Origin of the sequence: Micromonospora sp. DH14 (assembly GCF_029809455.1) — a bacterium.
Taxonomy (GTDB): Bacteria; Actinomycetota; Actinomycetes; order Mycobacteriales; family Micromonosporaceae; genus Micromonospora; species Micromonospora parva.
In genome coordinates, this window is sequence record NZ_JARVKT010000005.1 from 56,649 (window position 1) to 74,270 (window position 17,622).

Sequence of the window (17,622 nt, forward strand, 5' to 3'; positions counted from 1 at the left end):
GGTGAGGCGTCTGTGGGTGGGGTGCTGCGCCGCTACTCGAACGAGATCCAGTCGAGGTTCGCGACTCCGGCGCCGCCGGTGGCCACGAGGAACACGTCGTGCATGCCCGACGTGGGCGTGATCGCGGTGGTCTGCGTGGCGAACCGTGCCCAGGATCCGGTCGAGGTGAGGGTCATCGTGCCGATCGTGGTGCCGCTCGGGCTGCCGAGACGCACCTCGATGCGCTGACCGGCGTACGCTGGGTCGACGGCAACAGCGGCGACGAAGCTGGTCCGGCCGCCGCCGAAGTCGACGGACCGGAAGGTGAGGGTGTCGCCGCCGTCGAACGAGCCCACGTACGAGCCGGTGCCGCCCGGTGTCGTCGTGGTGCCCGAGCTGGCGTCGGCGGCCTCCGCCTCGAACCGGGCCGGGGGTCGGGTGAACGCGATGGTGTCGAGGTCACCCACGCCCGGCCCCGAGCCGAGCGCCCGCAGGTACACGTCGTGGGTGCCACTCGTGGGAACGATGGGGGTGTACTGCGTGCCGAACCTGTTGAAGCTGCCCGTCGACGACACCGTCGCCGTGCCGATCACCGGCCCGGTCGACGCGTCGATGCGGATCTCGAACCGCTGGCCGGCGTACGCGGCCTCGGTCGCGATGCTCACCTCGAATCCGGTCCGTCCGGCACCGAACGCAACGTTGGCGTAGCGAACCCAGTCACCGCCGTCGAAGCTGCCGACGACCGTGCCGGTGCCGGCGGCACGGGTGTTCACCCCCGCGCCGCTCACGAAGGACTCGGCCGGTACGACGGTGGCGCTCGACCATGCCCCCGCCGCCCACTTCGGGGCGCCGTACGGGTAGGCGCCGATGGTCGGCGACAGATCGGTCGATCCGTCCGTCCACGGTGGCAGGGGCGTTGCCGCGTTGCGGGCCGGTGAACCGGCGCCGACGGTGAAGTCGAGCGCGCCGGGGTTGACGAACTGTGGGTTGGTGGAGTTTGGCAGGTTGTTGGTGACCGTCACGCCTGCGGCGGTGTCGACGGTCCCGATGTTGTTGCGGACCTCCGAGGAGGAGTACGTGCCACCGAAGAGGCTGACCGCCTTGGGGTCGGTGCCGCTGGTGTTGCCGTAGATCCGGTTGCCCGACGTCGTACCGCCGTTGGGGTTGATCAGCACCACGCCGTAGGTGGTGCGGTTCCACGCCACGTTGTTGGCGACCGTCGCGTTGTACGTCTCCAGGTCGAGGTAGACCCCGGGCGCGGGGCCGTCGGCGGCGACCCCGGGCGCCGCGTCGTGCAGCAGGTTGTGGTCGATGACCGTGCCGGCCAGGTTGACCCGGCAGCAGACGTAGATCGCGCCGACGTCGTTGACGAGCTTGCCGTAGTCGCCGAAGTCGTTGTAGCGGATCAGGTGCCCCGAGGACGTCGTCCCGGCGACCTTGTTGTCGATGTTCAGGTTGCTGCGCCCACTGCCCCAGGCGGTGTTGTGGCTGATGAGGTGATTACTGCCGAGGAGGTTGATGCTCGCGGCGTAGCTGCCCAGGTAGTTGGCGTTCGTGATGCGGTTGTTGCTCACCACGTTGCCGGTCCCGTCGACCAGGACGCCGTTGCCCGCGCTCCAGTCGACGGTGCTGTTGCGCAGCGTGTTGCCCGAACCGCGCAACTGGATGCCGCTCGTCGTCTCTCCGGCGGTCAGCACGTCGCAGGGGTCGGCGGGGGTCACCTTGTTCGGGTCGACCGTGAGGTCGGCGTAGGCGGAGACGTACCGCGCGGCGATGCCGTCGAGGACGACGTGGTGGGTGGTGGACGAGGTCTGGATCGTCGTGCCCTTGAGCCCGAGCCCGAGCACGGTGAGGTACGAACGTCCGGACAGGTCGAGGCCGTACTCCCGCTTCTTCACCTCGACGAGGTGCGTCGACGGTGTCGCGCCGTCGGGAGTCCACAGGTAGAGGTGCCCGTCGGCCGGGCGATGGTGCCACTCCCCCGGTTTGCCGAGCAGTGCCAGCTTTCCAGTGAGGGAGTAGAGGTTCTTCTGGTTGGGGCTCAGGCCCACGCAGGCGGGCAGGCTGCTGGCGGTGACCGATCCGACGGCCGAGCTGGTCACCGTTCCGGTCTCGCTGACGAACCAGTTGTGCGAGGTGAGGCGCGCGCCCACCCACCAGCCTGCCGGCTGGGTGAGGGCCGGGTCCGACAGGGACGTCTGGGTGCCCGACTGGGCGGACGCGAGGATCGGCTCGGCCGGGTTGTTGCCGGCGTGCGGCCAGGCCGCCTCCGGCTGCATCGCGTCGTCGACGAAGACCTGCTGGCCGGGCAGGTTCCCGTTGACGGTCACCGGGGCCCGGTGGACGTGTCCGGCACCGACGGCGCTGGCGAACTCGGAGCCGGTGATGGTGGGGTCGCTGGCCTGCAGTGTCGTGAGGTTGGCGGGCGTGACGGCCGACCAGCCGGTGACGGGGTCGGAGCCGTCGACGACCACGCGGGCACCCGGCGCGGCGGTGTAGGTGATGCGGTTGGTGGCCGTGCCGTTGGCGGCGGGGGTGATGGTTTCGCGGTAGGTGCCGGCCGCGATCTGGCAGGTGTCGCCGGCGACCATGACTGTCGCGCACCGCTGGATCGTGCGAAACGGCGAGGTGGTGGTGCCGGGGCCGACATCGGAGCCGGAGGTGCTGACGTGGTAGGTCGTGCCGCCGGTCGCGGCTGCCGGTCGGGCAGCCAGGAGGGTCGACGCGAGGGTGACCGCGACGGTCAGCAGGAGGGTGGGGACGGGGGACGGGGTGGTTCGAGAAGTCATCGTCAATCCGATCGCTAATCGATTGCGCCACCATACGGTCGACGTTGCCACAAGGTCAACGGTGGGTTTCGTGTTCACTCGACCACTCGTACACGGTGCCGTAGCTGGTGCTGCCCTCTGGTCGCCGGGCGGGCGAACAGCGGCCGTCGGGGCGGCACCCGGCGACGGGGGGCGCGGGCCTCATCGACTATCGCTAGAGTTGCACCAACCTCAGCATGCGACGGAGTGATAATGACGGAAACCGTTATCAGCAGGGGTCTGCTCTCAGACCAGGTCTACGAGCTGATCCTCGCCGCGATCCTCGAGGGCAGCCGCGCCCCTGGGTCCCGGGTGGTGGAGTCCGAGATCGCCCGACAACTCGGCATCAGCCAGGCGCCGGTCCGGGAGGCGGTGAAGCGTCTCGTCCACGCCGGACTCGTGGTGTCGGTGCCCCGTCGGGGCAGCTACGTCACCGAGATCTCCCCGGAGGAGTTCGCCATCGCCCGGCAGATGCGCGCCACCCTCGAGGCCGCCGGCGCGCGCCTCGCGGTCGGGCGCCTGGCTGACGATGACTTCGCCCGGCTCCGGACGATCGTCGCCCGCATGCAGACCGCGGTCCAGAGGGCCGACTGGGCGAGCTTCCGTGCCCTCGACATCGAGTTCCACCGCAGCGTCATCGCGGCCACCGGCTTGGCGGTTCTCGCCCGCCTGTGGGACACCCTCGAACCCATGCTGGTCAGCCAACGCGCGATCGGCGACCCGGCCTACCTGGGTGACCGCGGGCGGGTGGTGGCGTGGCACGCCGACCTCATCGAGGCGCTCGCCAGCGGAGACCCCGAGACCGCAGCGGCGGCCTTCGCCGAGCACGCCTCGGGCGGCCTGGACACCGTCACCGCCGAATAGTCGCTGCGGCGTCGGGTCGCACCGGTCACGTCGGGTGGGATGCCGAAACCGCGAAGATGGCGCTCGCGCAGTGAAAGACGACGACCACCGGGTCGAGGTCGATCACTGCGCACACCGGACAGCGTCAGCGCGGCGGCGTGTCCCGGCGGGACGGGAACGGGGTGCCCGGCTGGCCGAGGGTGGAGCGGGCCCGCAACCCGACCGGATCGGGAGCAGCGGCGGGCGTCGGGACCACGGGTTCCGAAAGCCGCCGCCCGTCCAGGTACGCGCTGGCCGCCCGGTCATCATCGGTCGGAGCGGCGAGCAACGCGTAGAGCAGACCGACCACCCCGAAGATCACCGCAAGCACGATCGGCACCAGCAGGGTGCTCACCCCGGCGCCGGTCACCTCACCCGTCCGTTCGTGGCGGTGCACCGACAGGGCGCTCATGCCGGTGAAGTGCATCCCGTTGACGGCGATCCCCATGACCAGCGCGGAGGCGAAGATCGCCAACGCCCGCCGGACGGTCATCGCGAGCCACAGCGCGACGGTGGCCGCCACCACGGCGATGACCACCGAGAGCACCACCCGGAGGGTGTCGTAGCCGAGGCTGCCGTTGAGGCGCATGGCGGCCATTCCGGTGTAGTGCATGGACGCCACGCCGACACCGGTGAAGACACCGCCGGCGATCAGCCGTACCGGATTCAGCCGGCCGGTGCCCACGATGGCCAGGCCGACACCCACCGCCACCACGGCGATGGCCGTGCTGGCCGCGGTCAGCGGCACGTCGTAGCGGATCCGGGTGTTCTCGACGGCGAAGCCGAGCATGGCCATGAAGTGCATCGCCCAGATGGCGGTGCCGCCCAGGGCCCAGGCCGACAGCAGACCCCACCACGCCCGCTGACCGTTCGTCCGGGCCGTGCGAATACGCCCGGCGCAGACCAGACCGAGGATCGAACCGAGCACGGACAGCGCGTAGCTCAGCGTGGGCGTGATCCACCCGTACTCAAAGTGATTGATCTCCGCCACGGCGGCTTTCTCCCCATTCGTTACCGACGCGTCAACAAGGCGTCTCGGCAATGATCAGGGGTGCCGTGATCAGGCGCAATAGCACCCCCGGGCCTTTTTGGGAGGGTGCTATTGCGGTAACGGTCCGCTGCGTCGATTCACCGACGATAATGACTGAGCGTAATTATCACGCTGACGTGTGGTACGCGAGAACGCCCCGATTGACCGCCGCTATAGCCTGTCGCGCCGTCGAGCGCAGCTCAGGTGCGGCGCCACCGGAGTCGGCAATCTGACCGAGCAGGTCGACGACCTGTCGTGCCCACCGGACGAAGTCACCGGCGGGCATCTCACCATCGATCTCGTGCCCGCTGCCGAGCACCTTGGCCAGCGCCTCACCCCGGGCCCACCGGTAGACCGGCCAGGCGAACCCGAGATCCGGCTCCCGGGTCGCGGTCAGCCCGCGCGCCGCCTCGTCGGCCTCGATCTCCCCCCACAGCTTCAGCGTCTCGTCCACCGCGTCGGCCACCGGCCCGCGCGGCAGCGACGCCCGCTCGTCGACATCACGGCGTGCCTCGAACACCACCACCGACACCGCGGCGGCCAGCTCGGCCGGCGACAGCCCGTTCCACACCCCCCGGCGCAGGCACTCGGCGACCAGCAGGTCCGCCTCGGTCCAGATCCGGCCCAGCATCCGACCGGCGTCGGTGACCGCGCCGTCGCGGGCGAGGTACCCCCGCTCGGTCAGCAACGCCACGATCCGGTCGAACGTCCGGGCGAGGGACCCCGTGCGGCCGCTGACCCGCTGGCGCAGCTCCTCGGTGTCGCGCTCCAGCCGCCGACGCCGCTCCGCCCAGCGGGCGTGCTCCTCGCGCTCCGGGCAGGCGTGGCACGGATGGTGGCGCAGCTCGGTGCGCAGCTGGGTGATCCGGTGGTCCTCGCCGGCCACCTGCCGCGAACGCCCTCCGCGCCGACCGCCGTGCCGGTCCAGGCCGGTGCCGCTGACCTCGGCGGCGAGATCCCGCCGGGCGGCCGGTGACCGGTGGTTGAAGTGCTTGGGCACCCGGATGCGGGCCAGCACCTCGGCCGGTGTGGTGAAGTCGCCGGGGCTGACCCGCCCGGCCCAACGGTCCTGGGTGAGCACCAGCGGCCGGGGCTCACCGAACCCGCCGGTCGCCGGGTCCAGCACCACCGCCAGACCGGCCCGCCGGCCCGACGGCACCCGGATCACGTCACCGACGCGCAGCCGCTCCAACGAGGCCACCGCGGCGGCCTTGCGCTGGGTCTGCCCCTGCCGGGCGATCGCCTTCTCCCGCTCGGCGATCGCCACCCGCAGCGCGAAGTACTCGTCGAAGTCGCCGTGGTGGCAGGCGGCCTCCGCGCCGTACGCCTCGATGGTCTCGGTGTTGCGCTGCACCTGCCGGGCCAGACCGACCACCGACCGGTCCGCCTGGAACTGGGCGAACGACGACTCCAGCAGAGCGCGGGCCGGCTCCGCGCCGACGGTGCCGACCAGGTTCACGGCCATGTTGTACGACGGCCGGAAGCTGGAGCGCAGCGGATAGGTGCGGGTGGACGCCAACCCGGCCACGTGCCGCGGGTCGGTCTCCGGGGACCACACCACGACGGCGTGCCCCTCCACGTCGATGCCACGGCGGCCGGCGCGCCCGGTGAGCTGCGTGTACTCCCCCGGGGTCAGGTCGACGTGCGCCTCGCCGTTGTACTTGACGAGGCGTTCCAGGACGACGCAGCGGGCCGGCATGTTGATGCCCAACGCCAGGGTCTCGGTGGCGAAGACCGCCTTGACCAGGCCACGGACGAACAGCTCCTCGACGACTTCCTTGAACACCGGCAGCATGCCCGCGTGGTGGGCGGCCAGGCCGCGTTCCAGACCGTCCAGCCACTCCCAGTAGCCCAGGACCGACAGGTCCTCCCCGGGAATGGCGGTGACCCGGGACTCGACGACCCGGCGGATCTCGGCCCGCTCCTCCGCCGAGGTGAGCCGCAACCCGGCGGCGAGACACTGCTGCACCGCGGCCGCGCACCCGGCCCTGCTGAAGATGAACAGGATCGCCGGCAGCAGACCCTCCCGGTCCAGCCGGTCGACGATGTCGGGGCGCATCGGGCCACGCCAGCGCGGGCCACGACGCCCGGCACCGGGGCCCGCGCTGCGTCCCTCGCCCAACTCCAGCCGCCGCACGGTCTCCCGGGTGTAGCGCAGCAACTCCGGGTGCACGTCGTGCTTGCGGGCGGCGTCGGCGTCGTGGAACAGGTCGAACATCCGCTTGCCGACCAGCATGTGCTGCCACAACGGCACCGGCCGGTGCTCGCTGACCACCACCGCGGTCTCGCCGCGCACGGTGACCAACCAGTCGGCGAACTCCTCGGCGTTGGAGACGGTCGCCGACAACGAGACCAGGGTGACCGAGGCCGGCAGGTGAATGATCACCTCTTCCCACACCCCGCCGCGGAACCGGTCGGCCAGGTAGTGCACCTCGTCCATCACCACGTACGCGAGGCCCTGCAGGGTGCTGGAGCCCGCGTAGAGCATGTTGCGCAGCACCTCGGTGGTCATCACGATCACCGGCGCGTCGCCGTTGATCGCGTTGTCGCCGGTCAGCAGGCCCACCTGCTCGGCGCCGTACCGGGCGACCAGGTCGTGGTACTTCTGATTGGACAACGCCTTGATCGGCGTGGTGTAGAAACACTTGCGCCGCGCCGGCGGGGTCGTCGCGTCGGCGGCGGGCACCGGGTCGTCGGGCCGCCCGCGCAACGCCAGGTGGACGGCGAACTCCCCGACCACCGTCTTACCGGCGCCGGTGGGAGCGCAGACCAGCACACCGCTGCCCCGCTCCAGCGACTGACACGCCTCCCGCTGGAAGTCGTCGAGGTCGAACCCCAGCTCAAGGGCGAACTCGTCCAACGCCGGAAACTGTGCGGCTTGTGCGGCCTTGCGGCGCGCCGCTGCGTACCGCTCGGCGGGGCTCGACATGGCACCAAGATTAGTGCGTGCCGAGTCACAGCACCCCACAAGGCCGTCCCGAGGGGCGGTCGGGGGCGGTCGGTAGGGTGCACGGCGTGCCGGACCATGCCGAACCGCCCCAGACCAGTCCGCCGGGCACCGCCGAGCGCCGGGCGTCCCGACGCCCGGTCAAGGCGGTGCTCTTCGACTTCCACGGCACCCTGGCCCAGGTGGAGGACCCCCAACGGTGGGTGCTGGAGGCCGCGGCGACGTGCGGCGTCACCCTGGACCGGGTCCGCGCCACCGCACTGGCCGACCGCCTGCTGACCGCCGGGCGCGCCGGCGGGCCACTGCCGGCGCGGGTGCCACCCCGACTGGCCGAACTGTGGGCCGACCGGGACCTCTACCAACACGCCCACCGGGGCGCGTACACCGGGCTGGCCGAGACCGTCGACGCCGGCATCGACGGCTTCGCCGACGCGCTCTACGAGCGGCTGCTGACCGCAGACGGCTGGCAACCGTACGCCGACACCGCCCCCACGCTGACCGCGCTGCGCGACGCCGGAGTGCCGGTGGCGGTGGTCAGCAACATCGGCTTCGACCTGCGGCCACACTTCGACACCTGGGGGCTGACCGACCTCGTCGATGCGTTCGTCCTCTCGTACGAGGTGGGGCGGTGCAAACCCGACCCGGCGATCTTCTGGCGGGCCTGCGGAATGCTGGGCGTCGACCCGGAGCAGACCCTGATGGTCGGTGACACACCCGCGGACGCCGGGGCGGTGGCCGCCGGCTGCTCGGTGCTGGTCCTCCCGGCCGCCGAGCCGGGTCGGGAGAACGGCCTGGGCGCGGTGCTCGACCTCGCCCTGCCAGGCTGACCGGCGGCTTGTCTGCCGTCAGTCGGGAATGTGGATCACCGGCAGCTCGCCGTCGCCGTACCGGGTCTCCCCGGTGAGGATCGAGGCGTCGTGTTCGAGGACGGCCAGCGCTGTGGTGGCCAGATCGGCACGGCCCGTCACCGTGCGCCAGAAGCTGAGTTCGTGCCAGGAGTGCCCCTCGGTCGAGAGCACCTCACAGGCGTCCAGGTTCAGCAGCCGGTGCAGGGTCGCTCGTTCCTTCGGGTCGCTGACGATCGCCAGCGTCTCCGCCGCGGTCACGGCAGTGACGCCGAACCTGTTGCGGTCCTGGATGACCTCGTGCAGCGGCTCCCCGACATGCACCGACCCCGCCAGGTACGCCAGCAGTGCCGACCGGTCCAGCACGAGCCGGACCGGGCGGTCGTCCTCGGGGCTCACGCGGCCGGTTGTTCGGGCGTTCCGGCGGCGGCGTCAAGCGCCTGCTGGCGGACCCGCTCGCGAAGGGCGCTGCGGCGCTCCGGCGACCAGTCGGCCTCCACAGCTGCCCGGCGGGCGCGCGCCTCGGCCACACCCTGCTCGGTGATCGGGATGCCCTGGTGGGCCAGCTCCGCATCCAGGGCATCCAGCCGCATCCGGTCACGGACCGCCTGGGTGATGTAAGCGCTCGCGTTGGACTCGCACTCGAGGCGCTCGGCCACGTCAGGTGGCACGGAGATCGATAGTTTCCGCATCGCGCTCGTCATACCAGGGACCGTACGCCGGTAGCACCGCGTTGGCGAACGCTTACAGCCGTGTCGGCTTTGCGGTCCCCGGGCGCACGAGCAGAACGGTCGGGGCTTCGAGTGCTACCCCGGATACCCCGGTTCCGAGCAGCGCGCCGCCCCGTACGCGATGTCGCTCAGGCCCATGCCGACCCATCGAGGCCTTCGTATGCCCCCGCAGCCGCGCCAGGTGGGCCGGCAGCCGAACGACGGGGGTCGCATTTCGGCAGGTGGACACCGCCGCACGAGGGCCGGAGCCGACCGCCTAGCGTCATGGCCGTGACCGACACTCTGCTGCCCACGCCGAACCCGGCGGACGCGCCACCGGCCCGGCGCGGCGGCGTCGTCGCGGTGGGGCTGGTGCTCGGCGGGGCGCTGTCGGTGCAGTTCGGCGCCGCCGTGGCCGCGTTGCTCTTCCCGCGTACCGGGGTGGCCGGCGCGGTGACCCTGCGGCTGACCATCGCCGCGGTACTGCTGCTCGTCGTGTGCCGGCCCCGGCTGCGCGGGCACGACCGCTCGGCCTGGCTCGCGGCCGGCGCGTTCGGTCTGGCGCTGGCCGGCATGAACTCGCTGTTCTACCAGGCCATCGAACGCATCCCGTTGGGCCCGGCGGTGACGCTTGAGGTGCTCGGCCCGCTGGCGTTGTCGGTGTTCTCCGCCCGACGCCTGGCCAGCTGGGGCTGGGCGGGGTTGGCACTGGCCGGGGTGGCGCTGCTCGGGCAGGGCGGCTTCGACCGGCTGAACCCGGTCGGGGTGGCCTTCGCGTTCGGCGCGGGCGCCATGTGGGCCGCGTACATCGTGCTGAGCGCCCGGGTCGGCGGCCGCTTTCCCGGCGCGGACGGGCTGGCCCTGGCGTTGACCGTCGCCGCAGTGGTCACCCTGCCGTTGGGCATCGTCGACGGCGGCGCGGTGCTGCTCGACCCGCCGGTGCTGGCGCTCGGCGCCGCCCTCGCGGTGCTCGCTTCCGGGCTGCCCTACACCCTGGAACTGCTGGCGCTACGGCGGATGCCCACCGCCACGTTCGCGGTGCTGATGAGCCTCGGCCCGGCCGTCGCCACGCTCGCCGGGTGGCTGGTGCTGCGGCAGGCGCTGACAGTGCTGGAGTGCGTCGCCATCGCGCTGGTCATCGCGGCGAGCATCGGCGCGGTCCGGGTCAACGCAGCAGCCGCAGGGCGGCCGGAACCGCGCTGATCGTCACCGGCAGGGCCAGTGACCGTTCCCCGTCGGCGTACGAGGTGATGCCCTCGGCGGCCACCTCCACGGTGCGGGCCCGGAAGCTGCGCACCTGCGGGTGGCTGACGTGGGTGCCCTGATAGATGCGCGGCTTCACCCGGACCAGGGTGCGCCGGTTGACCCGACCCGCCACCACCACGTCGAGCAGCCCGTCGGTCGGGTCCGCGTCCGGGCAGATCCGCATGCCACCGCCGTACGTCGGGCAGTTGCCCACCGCCACGAGCACCGCGTCCAGGTCGTGCGGCACCCCGTCGAGGCGCAGCGTGTAGCGGCGCGGGCGCAGCCGGGCCAGCTCGACCAGGATCGCCAGGTCGTACCGGCGTGGGCCGCGGGGCCAGCGCATCCGGTTGGCCCGCTCGTTGACGATCGCGTCGAACCCGGCCGCGAGGACCGCCCCGTACCACCGCTCGACGCCGTCGACGCCGACCATCCGGGCCAGGTCGACGGGTCGACTGCGGCCGTCGCGCAGCGCCTCGCCGATCACCGCCGCCGCCGCGAGGGGGTCGGCCGGGAAACCGGTGTCCAGGGCGAAGTCGTTGCCGGTGCCGGCCGGGATCGGGCCGAACGGCACGTCGGTGCCGGCGACCGCCTGCAACGCCCGGTGCACGGTGCCGTCCCCACCGACCGCCACCAACGCGCCGGCGCCGTCGGCCACGGCGGCGCGGCACGCCGCCTCCGCCTCGGCGGGGCTCGACGCCGGCAGCAGCCGGACCGGCCGCCCGGCGACCGCCAACGCGTCCAACAGCCGGGGCAGCAGGGCGCGGTAGCGTCCCCGGCCCGCGGTCGGGTTCGTGAGGACGGCCACCGGGCCACCGGGGAGCGGGGCGCGGTAGACCGGTCCACCGGCGAGCGAGGCTCCGTCGGTCGGTCCGCCGGCGAGCGGGGCGCCGTCGGTCGGTCCTCCGGCGACCGGGGCGGGCAGGTGATCGTCTGCGGTCACGGGCAGCACCGTACCGGTCGGACACCCGGCGTTCACCGGGGGCAGGCGCGGTCACCAACGGTCCCGTAGCCGACGCTGCCGGTGACGCGACGACGCCGCCCCCGAAGGACGGGGACGGCGTCGGTGGACCGGTCGGCGCGGGGCCGTCAGGTCATGTCGTCGTAGCGGCGCTCGATCGGCGCCGGTGCGGCGATCGGCTCGGGCACGCCGATCGGCGCGGTCGAGTCGACCCGCTGCCCGGCCACGACCGGGTCCGCGTCGAACTCCAACGGCGACACCTCGTCGTCGTCGATGCCGGCGTAGATCTCCTTGCCCCGCCCACGCCGCTTGTCGTTGAGGAACGCCACCCCGACCGCGGCGAAGTACAGCGCCGACAGGCAGAGCGCCAGCGCGGTCATCCCGAACGGGTCCGGGGTGGGGGTGACCACGGCGGAGAAGGCGAAGAACACGAAGATCGCCACCCGCCACCAGCTGAGCAACCGCTTCGCGCTGGCGATGCCCACGAAGTTGAGCATCAGCACGATCAACGGGAACTCGAACGCCACCCCGAACAACAGGATCAGGTTGGTGACGAAGGAGATGTACTTGGTGATCTCCAGGGTGGTGCTGATCTCGCTGTCCGAGATGCTGAGCAGGAACTCCAGGCCCTTGGCCGTGACGAAGTACGCCAGCACCGCACCGGCCGCGAACAGCGGCGCCGCCAACGCGGTGAAGAAGTACGCGTAGCGTCGCTCGTGCCGGTGCAGGCCGGGCGCGATGAACGCCCAGAGCTGGTAGAGCCAGACCGGTGCGGCCACGATCAACCCGACCCAGAGCGCGACCTTCAGGTTGAGCAGGAACAGGTCGGCGGGGCCGAGCTGCACGAACTCGCACTTGCCGTCGACGAATCGGGCCTGCGGCAGATCACAGTAGGGCTGCTGGAGCAGGTGCAGCACCGGCTTGGCCAACCACACACCGAGACCGAACCCGATGAGGATCGCCACGGACGCGCGGAACAGACGGTTACGCAGCTCGCGGACGTGCTCGATGAGCGTCATCGAGCCGTCGGCGGCCCGCTCGAACGTGCTCGGGCCGCGCTTACGCAGGGCGAAAGCCACGGGAGTGGGGCCCTTCGGTCAGTTGTCGCGGACGCGGTGCACCGGGTCGACGACCGGCTGCTGCGGCGGGGCCTGCTGGTACGGGGCCTGCTGCGGCTGGCCGGCGTACGGCGCCTGCTGCCCGGTGTGCGGCGGCAGCGGCTGGTAGCCGGCCTGCGCGTCGGCCTTCTCGGCGAGGTCGCGGTCGTCGTCCTGCAGGCTCTTCGTCTCGGCCTTGATGATCCGCAGCGACCGACCCAGCGACCGGGCCGCGTCAGGGAGCCGCTTCGCACCGAAGAGCAGGATCAGCACAACCACGAGAACAGCGATGTGCCACGGCTTGAGGGCACCCATGAGAAGCTCCAGTCGCTCTGTGTCCGAGGGGTGGTACGCAGCCCATCGTACGTGCGGATCGGCCGCCTGCCACCCGTTGGGTAGTGGTGGTTTGGCCGGGAGGGTGAAGTCTTGACCAACCCACGATGATCCGTCAACCACCGCCGGGTGCGGACCCGATCAGCCGCGCTTGGCCTTGATCACCGCGAGTCGTCGGGAGGTGGTGTCGAGCCGACGTTGGACGTCCTCGGCGCGTTGTTGCAACGCCTCGGCGGTGTCCCGCAGCGCCTCGGCCTCGGCGGCACGCCGCTGCAACGCCACGGCCGCGCGGCGCAGCTGGGGCAACCGGGCCAGCACCGGGCGCACGGCCAGCGCCAGCACCACGAGGGGCAGCAGCACCACCGCGAGGACGATCCAGATCAGCACGGCGGTCAGCCTACTGGGTGCGGCCGGCCACCGCCGGGTCGCCCGCCGGCGCGCGCTCCGCGTCGACCTCGGACGGTCGGGGCACCGCCGGGGGCGCGGGCACGGCGTACGCGTCCAACGCGGCGGCGGCGGTGGCCCGCACCTGCTCGGCCAACTCGACCGGGGCGACCACCGTCACCTCCGGGCCGAGGCCCAGCACGAACCGGCGGGCCCAGCCCAGGTCGGTGACCCGCAGGGAGACGAGCCACTGGTCGCCGTCGCCGGCCTCGACCCGCTCGCACGGATAATATTCGGTGATCCACCGCTCGCCCCGGCCGATCCGCAGGGTGATCAGCGGCAGGTCCGCCGACGGGCGGAACACGCCCTCGGTGAGGTCGTGCGGCACGGCCTGCGGCGGCACCGTGGCCGGCTCGTCCAACTCGGTGGTCGCGTCGATCCGGTCGGCGCGGAACAGCCGGACGGCCTCCGCACGCCGGCACCACGCCTCCACGTACGCCCGGCCGCCGACCATGAGCATCCGCAGCGGGTCGATGACGCGTTCGGTGGTCTCGTCCCGGGCGGCCGTGTAGTAGGTGATCCGCAGGGCCTTCCCGCCCTCGACGGCGGCGCGCAGCGCCTCGACCCGCGGTGTGTCTCCGGGCAACCGGACCGCCACCGGGGCGCCCACCAGGTCGCCCGCGGCCTCGATCTTGGCCAGGGCCCGTTCGACGGCCTCCCGGTTGGCCACCCCGGGCGTCTCGGCCAGCATCCGCAGCGCCACCACCAGCGCGAGGGCCTCGTCGGGGGTCAACCGCAACGGCCGGTCGATGCCGGCGTCGTAGGTGATGGTCACCCGGTCACCGTCGAACGCCATGTCGATGAGGTCACCGGGGCCGTACCCGGGCAGGCCGCACACCCAGAGCAGCTCGAGATCCTCCCGGAGCTGACGCTCGGTGACGCCCAGGTCACCGGCCGCCTCGGCGATCTCGATGCCGGGCCGGGCCAGCAGGTAGGGCACGAGGTTGAGCAGTCGGGCCAGCCGGTCGGCGGACGCGCGGGAACCGGTGCGGGCGGCCGGGCGGGTCACCGGGCACCCCCGCCCACGGCCAGCTCGTCGTGGCGCACGGCGATCTCCTTGAGTCGTTGGATGACCGCCTCGCGGACCTCCGGTGGGTCCAGTACCCGCACGTCCGGGCCGTAGCCGACGAGATGACCGGCCAACCCGTCCGGGTCCGCGTACGGCAGGACCAGCCGGTCGCCGTCCGGACCGGCGGTCGCCTCCAGCGCCCAGCGGCGCAACCCGGCGGCCCGTCCCGGCGCGGCCAGCACCGTGGCCCGGCCGGTGCGCTCCACCGGACCCGACCAGCGGGCCACGTGGCTGATCAGGTCGACGTTGGCGGGAGGCTCGTACGCGCCGGGGGCGCCGGTCACCCGGACCGCGCCGACGACCCGCGACAGCCGGAAGCAGCGGGTCGCCTCCCGGTCCTGGTCGTGGCCGACCACATACCACCGGCCGCGCCAGCAGACGACGCCCCACGGTTGCAGTCGCCGCCGACTGGGCGCGTCGCGGTCGGGCACCCGGTAGTCGAACCCCACCTCGCGGCGGTCCCGCGCGGCGGCGGTCAGCGGCGCGAACGCCGGGTCGACAGTGACCATCGGCTCCAGGCCGAGGGTCGCCTGCGGGTCCACGTCCACCCCGGCGGCGCGCAGCTTGGCCAGCCCGGACGACGCGGCGGCGGCCAGCCCGGCGTGCTGCCACAGCCGTGCGGCGATGCCGACCGCGGCGGCCTCGTCCGGTTCGAGGAGGATGTCGGGCAGCGCGTATTCGCGGTGGGCGATCCGGTAGCCGGGCTCGGCGTCGAAGGCGCTCGCCGTGCCGGTCTCCAGGGGGACACCCAACTCGCGCAGCTCGGCCTTGTCCCGTTCGAACTTGCGCTGGAACGCCTCGTGGTCGCGCGCGTCGTCAGGATCGTGCTCGTAACCGGGCACGGTCGCGGCGATCTGCGCGGCGGTCAGGAACCGTCGCGTGGACAGCAGGCAGATCACCAGGTTGACCAGGCGTTCGGTGCGGGTCCGCGACACGCGGTAGACGCTAGCAGCCGACGCGCCCACACCGTGCACCCACGCGGGCGTGCCGCACACATGTTCGGATCGGGTCTCCCCCCGGCGCGTCGCCGTCCGCGGTCATAGGGTGATCCTCATGTCGGCACCGGAGGCCAGACCCGCGAGCGAGAGCGTCGGCACCGTCGTCGTCGCCGGCGCCGCCAACCTCGCCATCGCGGTGGCCAAACTGATCGCCGGGGTGATCTCCGGATCCGCCGCGATGCTCTCCGAGGCGGCGCACTCCCTGGCCGACACCACCACCGAGGTGCTGCTCTTCCAGGCGCTGCGCCGCGGCGCCCGCCCGGCCGACCAGCGACACCCCTTCGGGTACGGCAAGGAGAGCTACGTCTGGGCGTTCTTCGCGGCGATGTTCACGTTCGTCGCGGGCGCCGGTTTCGCCGTCACCCACGGCGTCACCACAATCCTGGTGCACAAGCACAGCGGCGACTACCTGATCTCGTACATCGTGCTCGGGGTGTCGTTCGTCATCGAGTCGATCTCCCTGGCCCGCGCGGTGCGCCAGGTCCGCCGCGAGTCGCGACGCTGGCGGACCACGCCTCGGCGGTTTCTGCGGCTGACCGCCGACACCACCGTCAAGGCGGTCTTCCTGGAGGACAGCGCGGCCCTGATCGGTCTGGTGCTGGCCGGGCTCGGCGTCGGCCTGTCGCACGCCACCGGCGACGAGGTGTGGGACGGCGTGGCGTCGATCCTGATCGGCCTGCTGCTGCTGACCGTCGCCGGGATCCTCGCCAGCAACAACCTGTCGCTGCTGGTCGGACGGGCCGTGCCGGAGCGGCTGCGCCGCGAGATCGAGCACGAGCTGGCCGGGCTGCCCGAGGTGGAGCGCATCGACACCCTGTTGACCATGCAGCTCGGCCCGGACGACATCCTGGTCGCCGCGAAGGTCGACTTCCGCGACGAGGCCACCGGCGCGCAGATCGAGACCACCGCCGACGAGGCCGAACGGCGGCTCACCGGCCGCTACCCGGAGATCCGGTTCGTCTTCCTCGACCCCACCCGCTCGCTGCCCGGGGCCACCGGCACCGCCCGGCACACCCAGGCCCGACCGAGCCCGGACGCCGGCGGCGCCGAGTCCACCTGAACCGCACCCGGGCGCGGGCCGCCGGGCCGGCGCGGCTAGCGTGCCCGTCATGGTGCGATGGCGTACGGGGACGGTGGCGACGCTGCGACGGCAGTGGACCGGGGCGGTGGAACTGGACGTCGACCTGCCCGACGGCACACGGATGCGCGCGCTGGCCTACCCGGAGCTGGTCGGCACGCCCGAGCCGGGCGACCGGGTGCTGCTCAACGCCGGCGCGCTGCTGATGGGGTTGGGCACCGGCGGGTACGCCCTGGTGGTCGCCCTGCCGGACCGGCTGCCCCCGGACCCGCCGGAGGGCGCCGACACCCGCGACGCCGGGCACCTGGTCAAGGCCCGCTACACCCCGTTGCAGCCGATCCTGCTCGGCGTCGACGAGGAGGCGTCCCCGCACCGCGACGTGCTGGCCGACGCGGACGACCTGGGCGGCCTGCCGGTGGTCACCGCCGACCTGCACTCGGCGCTGCCGGCGATCCTGGCCGGCATCCGGGCCGACGCGCCGCGGGCGCGGGTGGCGTACCTGCTCACCGACGGTGGCGCGCTGCCCGCCTGGTTCTCCCGCACCCTCGCCGGGCTGCGGTCCGAGCTGGTCGGCACGATCACCGTCGGGCAGGCGTTCGGCGGCGACCTGGAGGCCACCACAGTGCACGGCGGTCTGCTCGCCGCCCGGCACGTGCTCCACGCGGACCTGGCGATCGTGGCTCAGGGGCCCGGCAACCTGGGCACCGGCACCCGCTGGGGTTTCTCCGGCGTCGCGGTCGGCGAGGCGGTCAACGCGGTCGCCACGCTGGGCGGGCGGCCGGTCGGGTCGTTGCGCATCTCCGACGCCGACCCCCGTCCCCGGCACCGGGGCGTGTCACACCACAGCCTCACCGCGTACGGCCGGGTGGCGCTCGCCCCGGCGGAGCTGGTGGTGCCCGAGGACCTGGCGCCGTCGCTCGCGGCCGAGGTGCACGCGGCGCTGGCGCCACTGGCGGCCCGGCACCGGATCGTGCGGGTAGGCACCGACGGTCTCGACGCCGCGCTGCGGGCCAGTGCCGTGCCGCTGTCCACCATGGGCCGTGGCCTCGACGCCGACCACGCCTACTTCCTGTCCGCAGCCGCCGCCGGCCGCCACGCCACAACCCTCCTCCCCTAACCGGCCCGGCCCGGCCCCGTTGATCATGAAGTTATTGCCCGCCGCGTCGGCGTGTCGGGGCAACAACTTCATGATCAACGCAG

The 17,622-nt window shown here is 72.6% G+C and carries 16 protein-coding genes; 5 read left to right on the plus strand and 11 right to left on the minus strand.

What is annotated here, in order from left to right:
* Positions 1 to 32 precede the first annotated feature (32 nt).
* Complete coding sequence (locus tag QCZ28_RS09135; RefSeq protein WP_279516182.1) at positions 33 to 2,768, minus strand: carbohydrate-binding protein; 2,736 nt, start codon at positions 2,766 to 2,768, stop codon at positions 33 to 35.
* Positions 2,769 to 2,999: 231 nt separating this feature from the next.
* On the opposite strand from QCZ28_RS09135, the gene QCZ28_RS09140 reads away from it, so the two are divergent.
* Positions 3,000 to 3,650 (plus strand): GntR family transcriptional regulator, encoded by a 651-nt coding sequence (locus QCZ28_RS09140; protein WP_279516183.1) that lies wholly within the window; start codon positions 3,000 to 3,002, stop codon positions 3,648 to 3,650.
* 124 nt (positions 3,651 to 3,774) lie between these two features.
* Here the strand turns inward: QCZ28_RS09140 and QCZ28_RS09145 are convergent, their stop codons facing one another.
* Together QCZ28_RS09145 and QCZ28_RS09150 are read right to left on the minus strand one after the other, a co-directional pair.
* Positions 3,775 to 4,659 carry an MHYT domain-containing protein gene (locus QCZ28_RS09145; protein WP_279516184.1) on the minus strand — a complete coding sequence of 295 codons (885 nt, stop codon included), beginning with the start codon at positions 4,657 to 4,659 and terminating at the stop codon, positions 3,775 to 3,777.
* A gap of 166 nt (positions 4,660 to 4,825) precedes the next feature.
* Positions 4,826 to 7,627 carry a DEAD/DEAH box helicase gene (locus QCZ28_RS09150; protein ID WP_279516185.1) on the minus strand — a complete coding sequence of 934 codons (2,802 nt, stop codon included), beginning with the start codon at positions 7,625 to 7,627 and terminating at the stop codon, positions 4,826 to 4,828.
* Positions 7,628 to 7,713: 86 nt separating this feature from the next.
* Between QCZ28_RS09150 and QCZ28_RS09155 the strand changes: the two genes are divergently transcribed.
* A complete protein-coding gene (locus tag QCZ28_RS09155) occupies positions 7,714 to 8,472 on the plus strand; it encodes an HAD-IA family hydrolase (protein ID WP_279516186.1) in 759 nt (252 codons plus the stop codon).
* An 18-nt stretch (positions 8,473 to 8,490) separates the two neighbouring features.
* Here QCZ28_RS09155 and QCZ28_RS09160 read toward each other — a convergent pair whose 3' ends face one another.
* Positions 8,491 to 8,889 carry a PIN domain-containing protein gene (locus tag QCZ28_RS09160; protein ID WP_279516187.1) on the minus strand — a complete coding sequence of 133 codons (399 nt, stop codon included), beginning with the start codon at positions 8,887 to 8,889 and terminating at the stop codon, positions 8,491 to 8,493.
* The gene (locus QCZ28_RS09165) at positions 8,886 to 9,194 is read right to left on the minus strand and encodes a hypothetical protein (RefSeq protein WP_279516188.1); all 309 of its coding nucleotides are present in this window, start codon (positions 9,192 to 9,194) and stop codon (positions 8,886 to 8,888) included. The genes QCZ28_RS09160 and QCZ28_RS09165 overlap by 4 nt, the downstream gene beginning before the upstream one ends.
* Positions 9,195 to 9,485: 291 nt before the next feature.
* Between QCZ28_RS09165 and QCZ28_RS09170 the strand changes: the two genes are divergently transcribed.
* Positions 9,486 to 10,403 carry an EamA family transporter gene (locus QCZ28_RS09170; RefSeq protein WP_279516189.1) on the plus strand — a complete coding sequence of 306 codons (918 nt, stop codon included), beginning with the start codon at positions 9,486 to 9,488 and terminating at the stop codon, positions 10,401 to 10,403.
* Here the strand turns inward: QCZ28_RS09170 and QCZ28_RS09175 are convergent.
* The 6 genes from QCZ28_RS09175 to QCZ28_RS09200 all read right to left on the minus strand — a co-directional run bounded on the left by QCZ28_RS09175 (position 10,366) and on the right by QCZ28_RS09200 (position 15,281).
* On the minus strand, positions 10,366 to 11,250 hold the full coding sequence (locus tag QCZ28_RS09175; protein ID WP_279516388.1) for a diacylglycerol kinase: 885 nt from the start codon (positions 11,248 to 11,250) through the stop codon (positions 10,366 to 10,368). The genes QCZ28_RS09170 and QCZ28_RS09175 overlap by 38 nt on opposite strands.
* Before the next feature lie 281 nt (positions 11,251 to 11,531).
* Positions 11,532 to 12,482, minus strand: a complete 951-nt coding sequence (gene tatC / locus QCZ28_RS09180) for a twin-arginine translocase subunit TatC (RefSeq protein WP_279516190.1) — start codon at positions 12,480 to 12,482, stop codon at positions 11,532 to 11,534.
* Positions 12,483 to 12,500: 18 nt separating this feature from the next.
* Positions 12,501 to 12,815 carry a Sec-independent protein translocase subunit TatA gene (gene tatA / locus QCZ28_RS09185; RefSeq protein ID WP_279516191.1) on the minus strand — a complete coding sequence of 105 codons (315 nt, stop codon included), beginning with the start codon at positions 12,813 to 12,815 and terminating at the stop codon, positions 12,501 to 12,503.
* A 159-nt stretch (positions 12,816 to 12,974) separates the two neighbouring features.
* Positions 12,975 to 13,220: a hypothetical protein gene (locus tag QCZ28_RS09190; protein ID WP_030332934.1), complete on the minus strand. Its 246-nt coding sequence runs from the start codon at positions 13,218 to 13,220 to the stop codon at positions 12,975 to 12,977.
* Between the two features lie 10 nt (positions 13,221 to 13,230).
* The gene (locus tag QCZ28_RS09195) at positions 13,231 to 14,286 is read right to left on the minus strand and encodes a YafY family protein (protein WP_279516192.1); all 1,056 of its coding nucleotides are present in this window, start codon (positions 14,284 to 14,286) and stop codon (positions 13,231 to 13,233) included.
* Positions 14,283 to 15,281 carry a WYL domain-containing protein gene (locus QCZ28_RS09200; protein WP_279516193.1) on the minus strand — a complete coding sequence of 333 codons (999 nt, stop codon included), beginning with the start codon at positions 15,279 to 15,281 and terminating at the stop codon, positions 14,283 to 14,285. The genes QCZ28_RS09195 and QCZ28_RS09200 overlap by 4 nt, the downstream gene beginning before the upstream one ends.
* A 118-nt stretch (positions 15,282 to 15,399) precedes the next feature.
* Here QCZ28_RS09200 and QCZ28_RS09205 point away from each other — a divergent pair, with 118 nt between their 5' ends.
* Both QCZ28_RS09205 and QCZ28_RS09210 read left to right on the plus strand, forming a co-directional pair.
* The gene (locus QCZ28_RS09205; RefSeq protein ID WP_279516194.1) at positions 15,400 to 16,404 is read left to right on the plus strand and encodes a cation diffusion facilitator family transporter; all 1,005 of its coding nucleotides are present in this window, start codon (positions 15,400 to 15,402) and stop codon (positions 16,402 to 16,404) included.
* 49 nt (positions 16,405 to 16,453) lie between these two features.
* Positions 16,454 to 17,539: a DUF3866 family protein gene (locus tag QCZ28_RS09210; RefSeq protein ID WP_279516195.1), complete on the plus strand. Its 1,086-nt coding sequence runs from the start codon at positions 16,454 to 16,456 to the stop codon at positions 17,537 to 17,539.
* Positions 17,540 to 17,622: the final 83 nt, after the last annotated feature.

What these genes read in the sequence shown, in the direction of transcription:
- QCZ28_RS09135 (WP_279516182.1), bottom strand. Translation starts at nt 2,768, where the DNA reads ATGACTTCTCGAACCACCCCGTCCCCCGTCCCCACCCTCCTGCTGACC.
- QCZ28_RS09140 (WP_279516183.1), top strand. Translation starts at nt 3,000, where the DNA reads ATGACGGAAACCGTTATCAGCAGGGGTCTGCTCTCAGACCAGGTCTAC.
- QCZ28_RS09150 (WP_279516185.1), bottom strand. Translation starts at nt 7,627, where the DNA reads ATGTCGAGCCCCGCCGAGCGGTACGCAGCGGCGCGCCGCAAGGCCGCA.
- QCZ28_RS09165 (WP_279516188.1), bottom strand. Translation starts at nt 9,194, where the DNA reads ATGACGAGCGCGATGCGGAAACTATCGATCTCCGTGCCACCTGACGTG.
- QCZ28_RS09170 (WP_279516189.1), top strand. Translation starts at nt 9,486, where the DNA reads ATGGCCGTGACCGACACTCTGCTGCCCACGCCGAACCCGGCGGACGCG.
- tatA (WP_279516191.1), bottom strand. Translation starts at nt 12,815, where the DNA reads ATGGGTGCCCTCAAGCCGTGGCACATCGCTGTTCTCGTGGTTGTGCTG.
- QCZ28_RS09205 (WP_279516194.1), top strand. Translation starts at nt 15,400, where the DNA reads ATGTCGGCACCGGAGGCCAGACCCGCGAGCGAGAGCGTCGGCACCGTC.
- QCZ28_RS09210 (WP_279516195.1), top strand. Translation starts at nt 16,454, where the DNA reads ATGGTGCGATGGCGTACGGGGACGGTGGCGACGCTGCGACGGCAGTGG.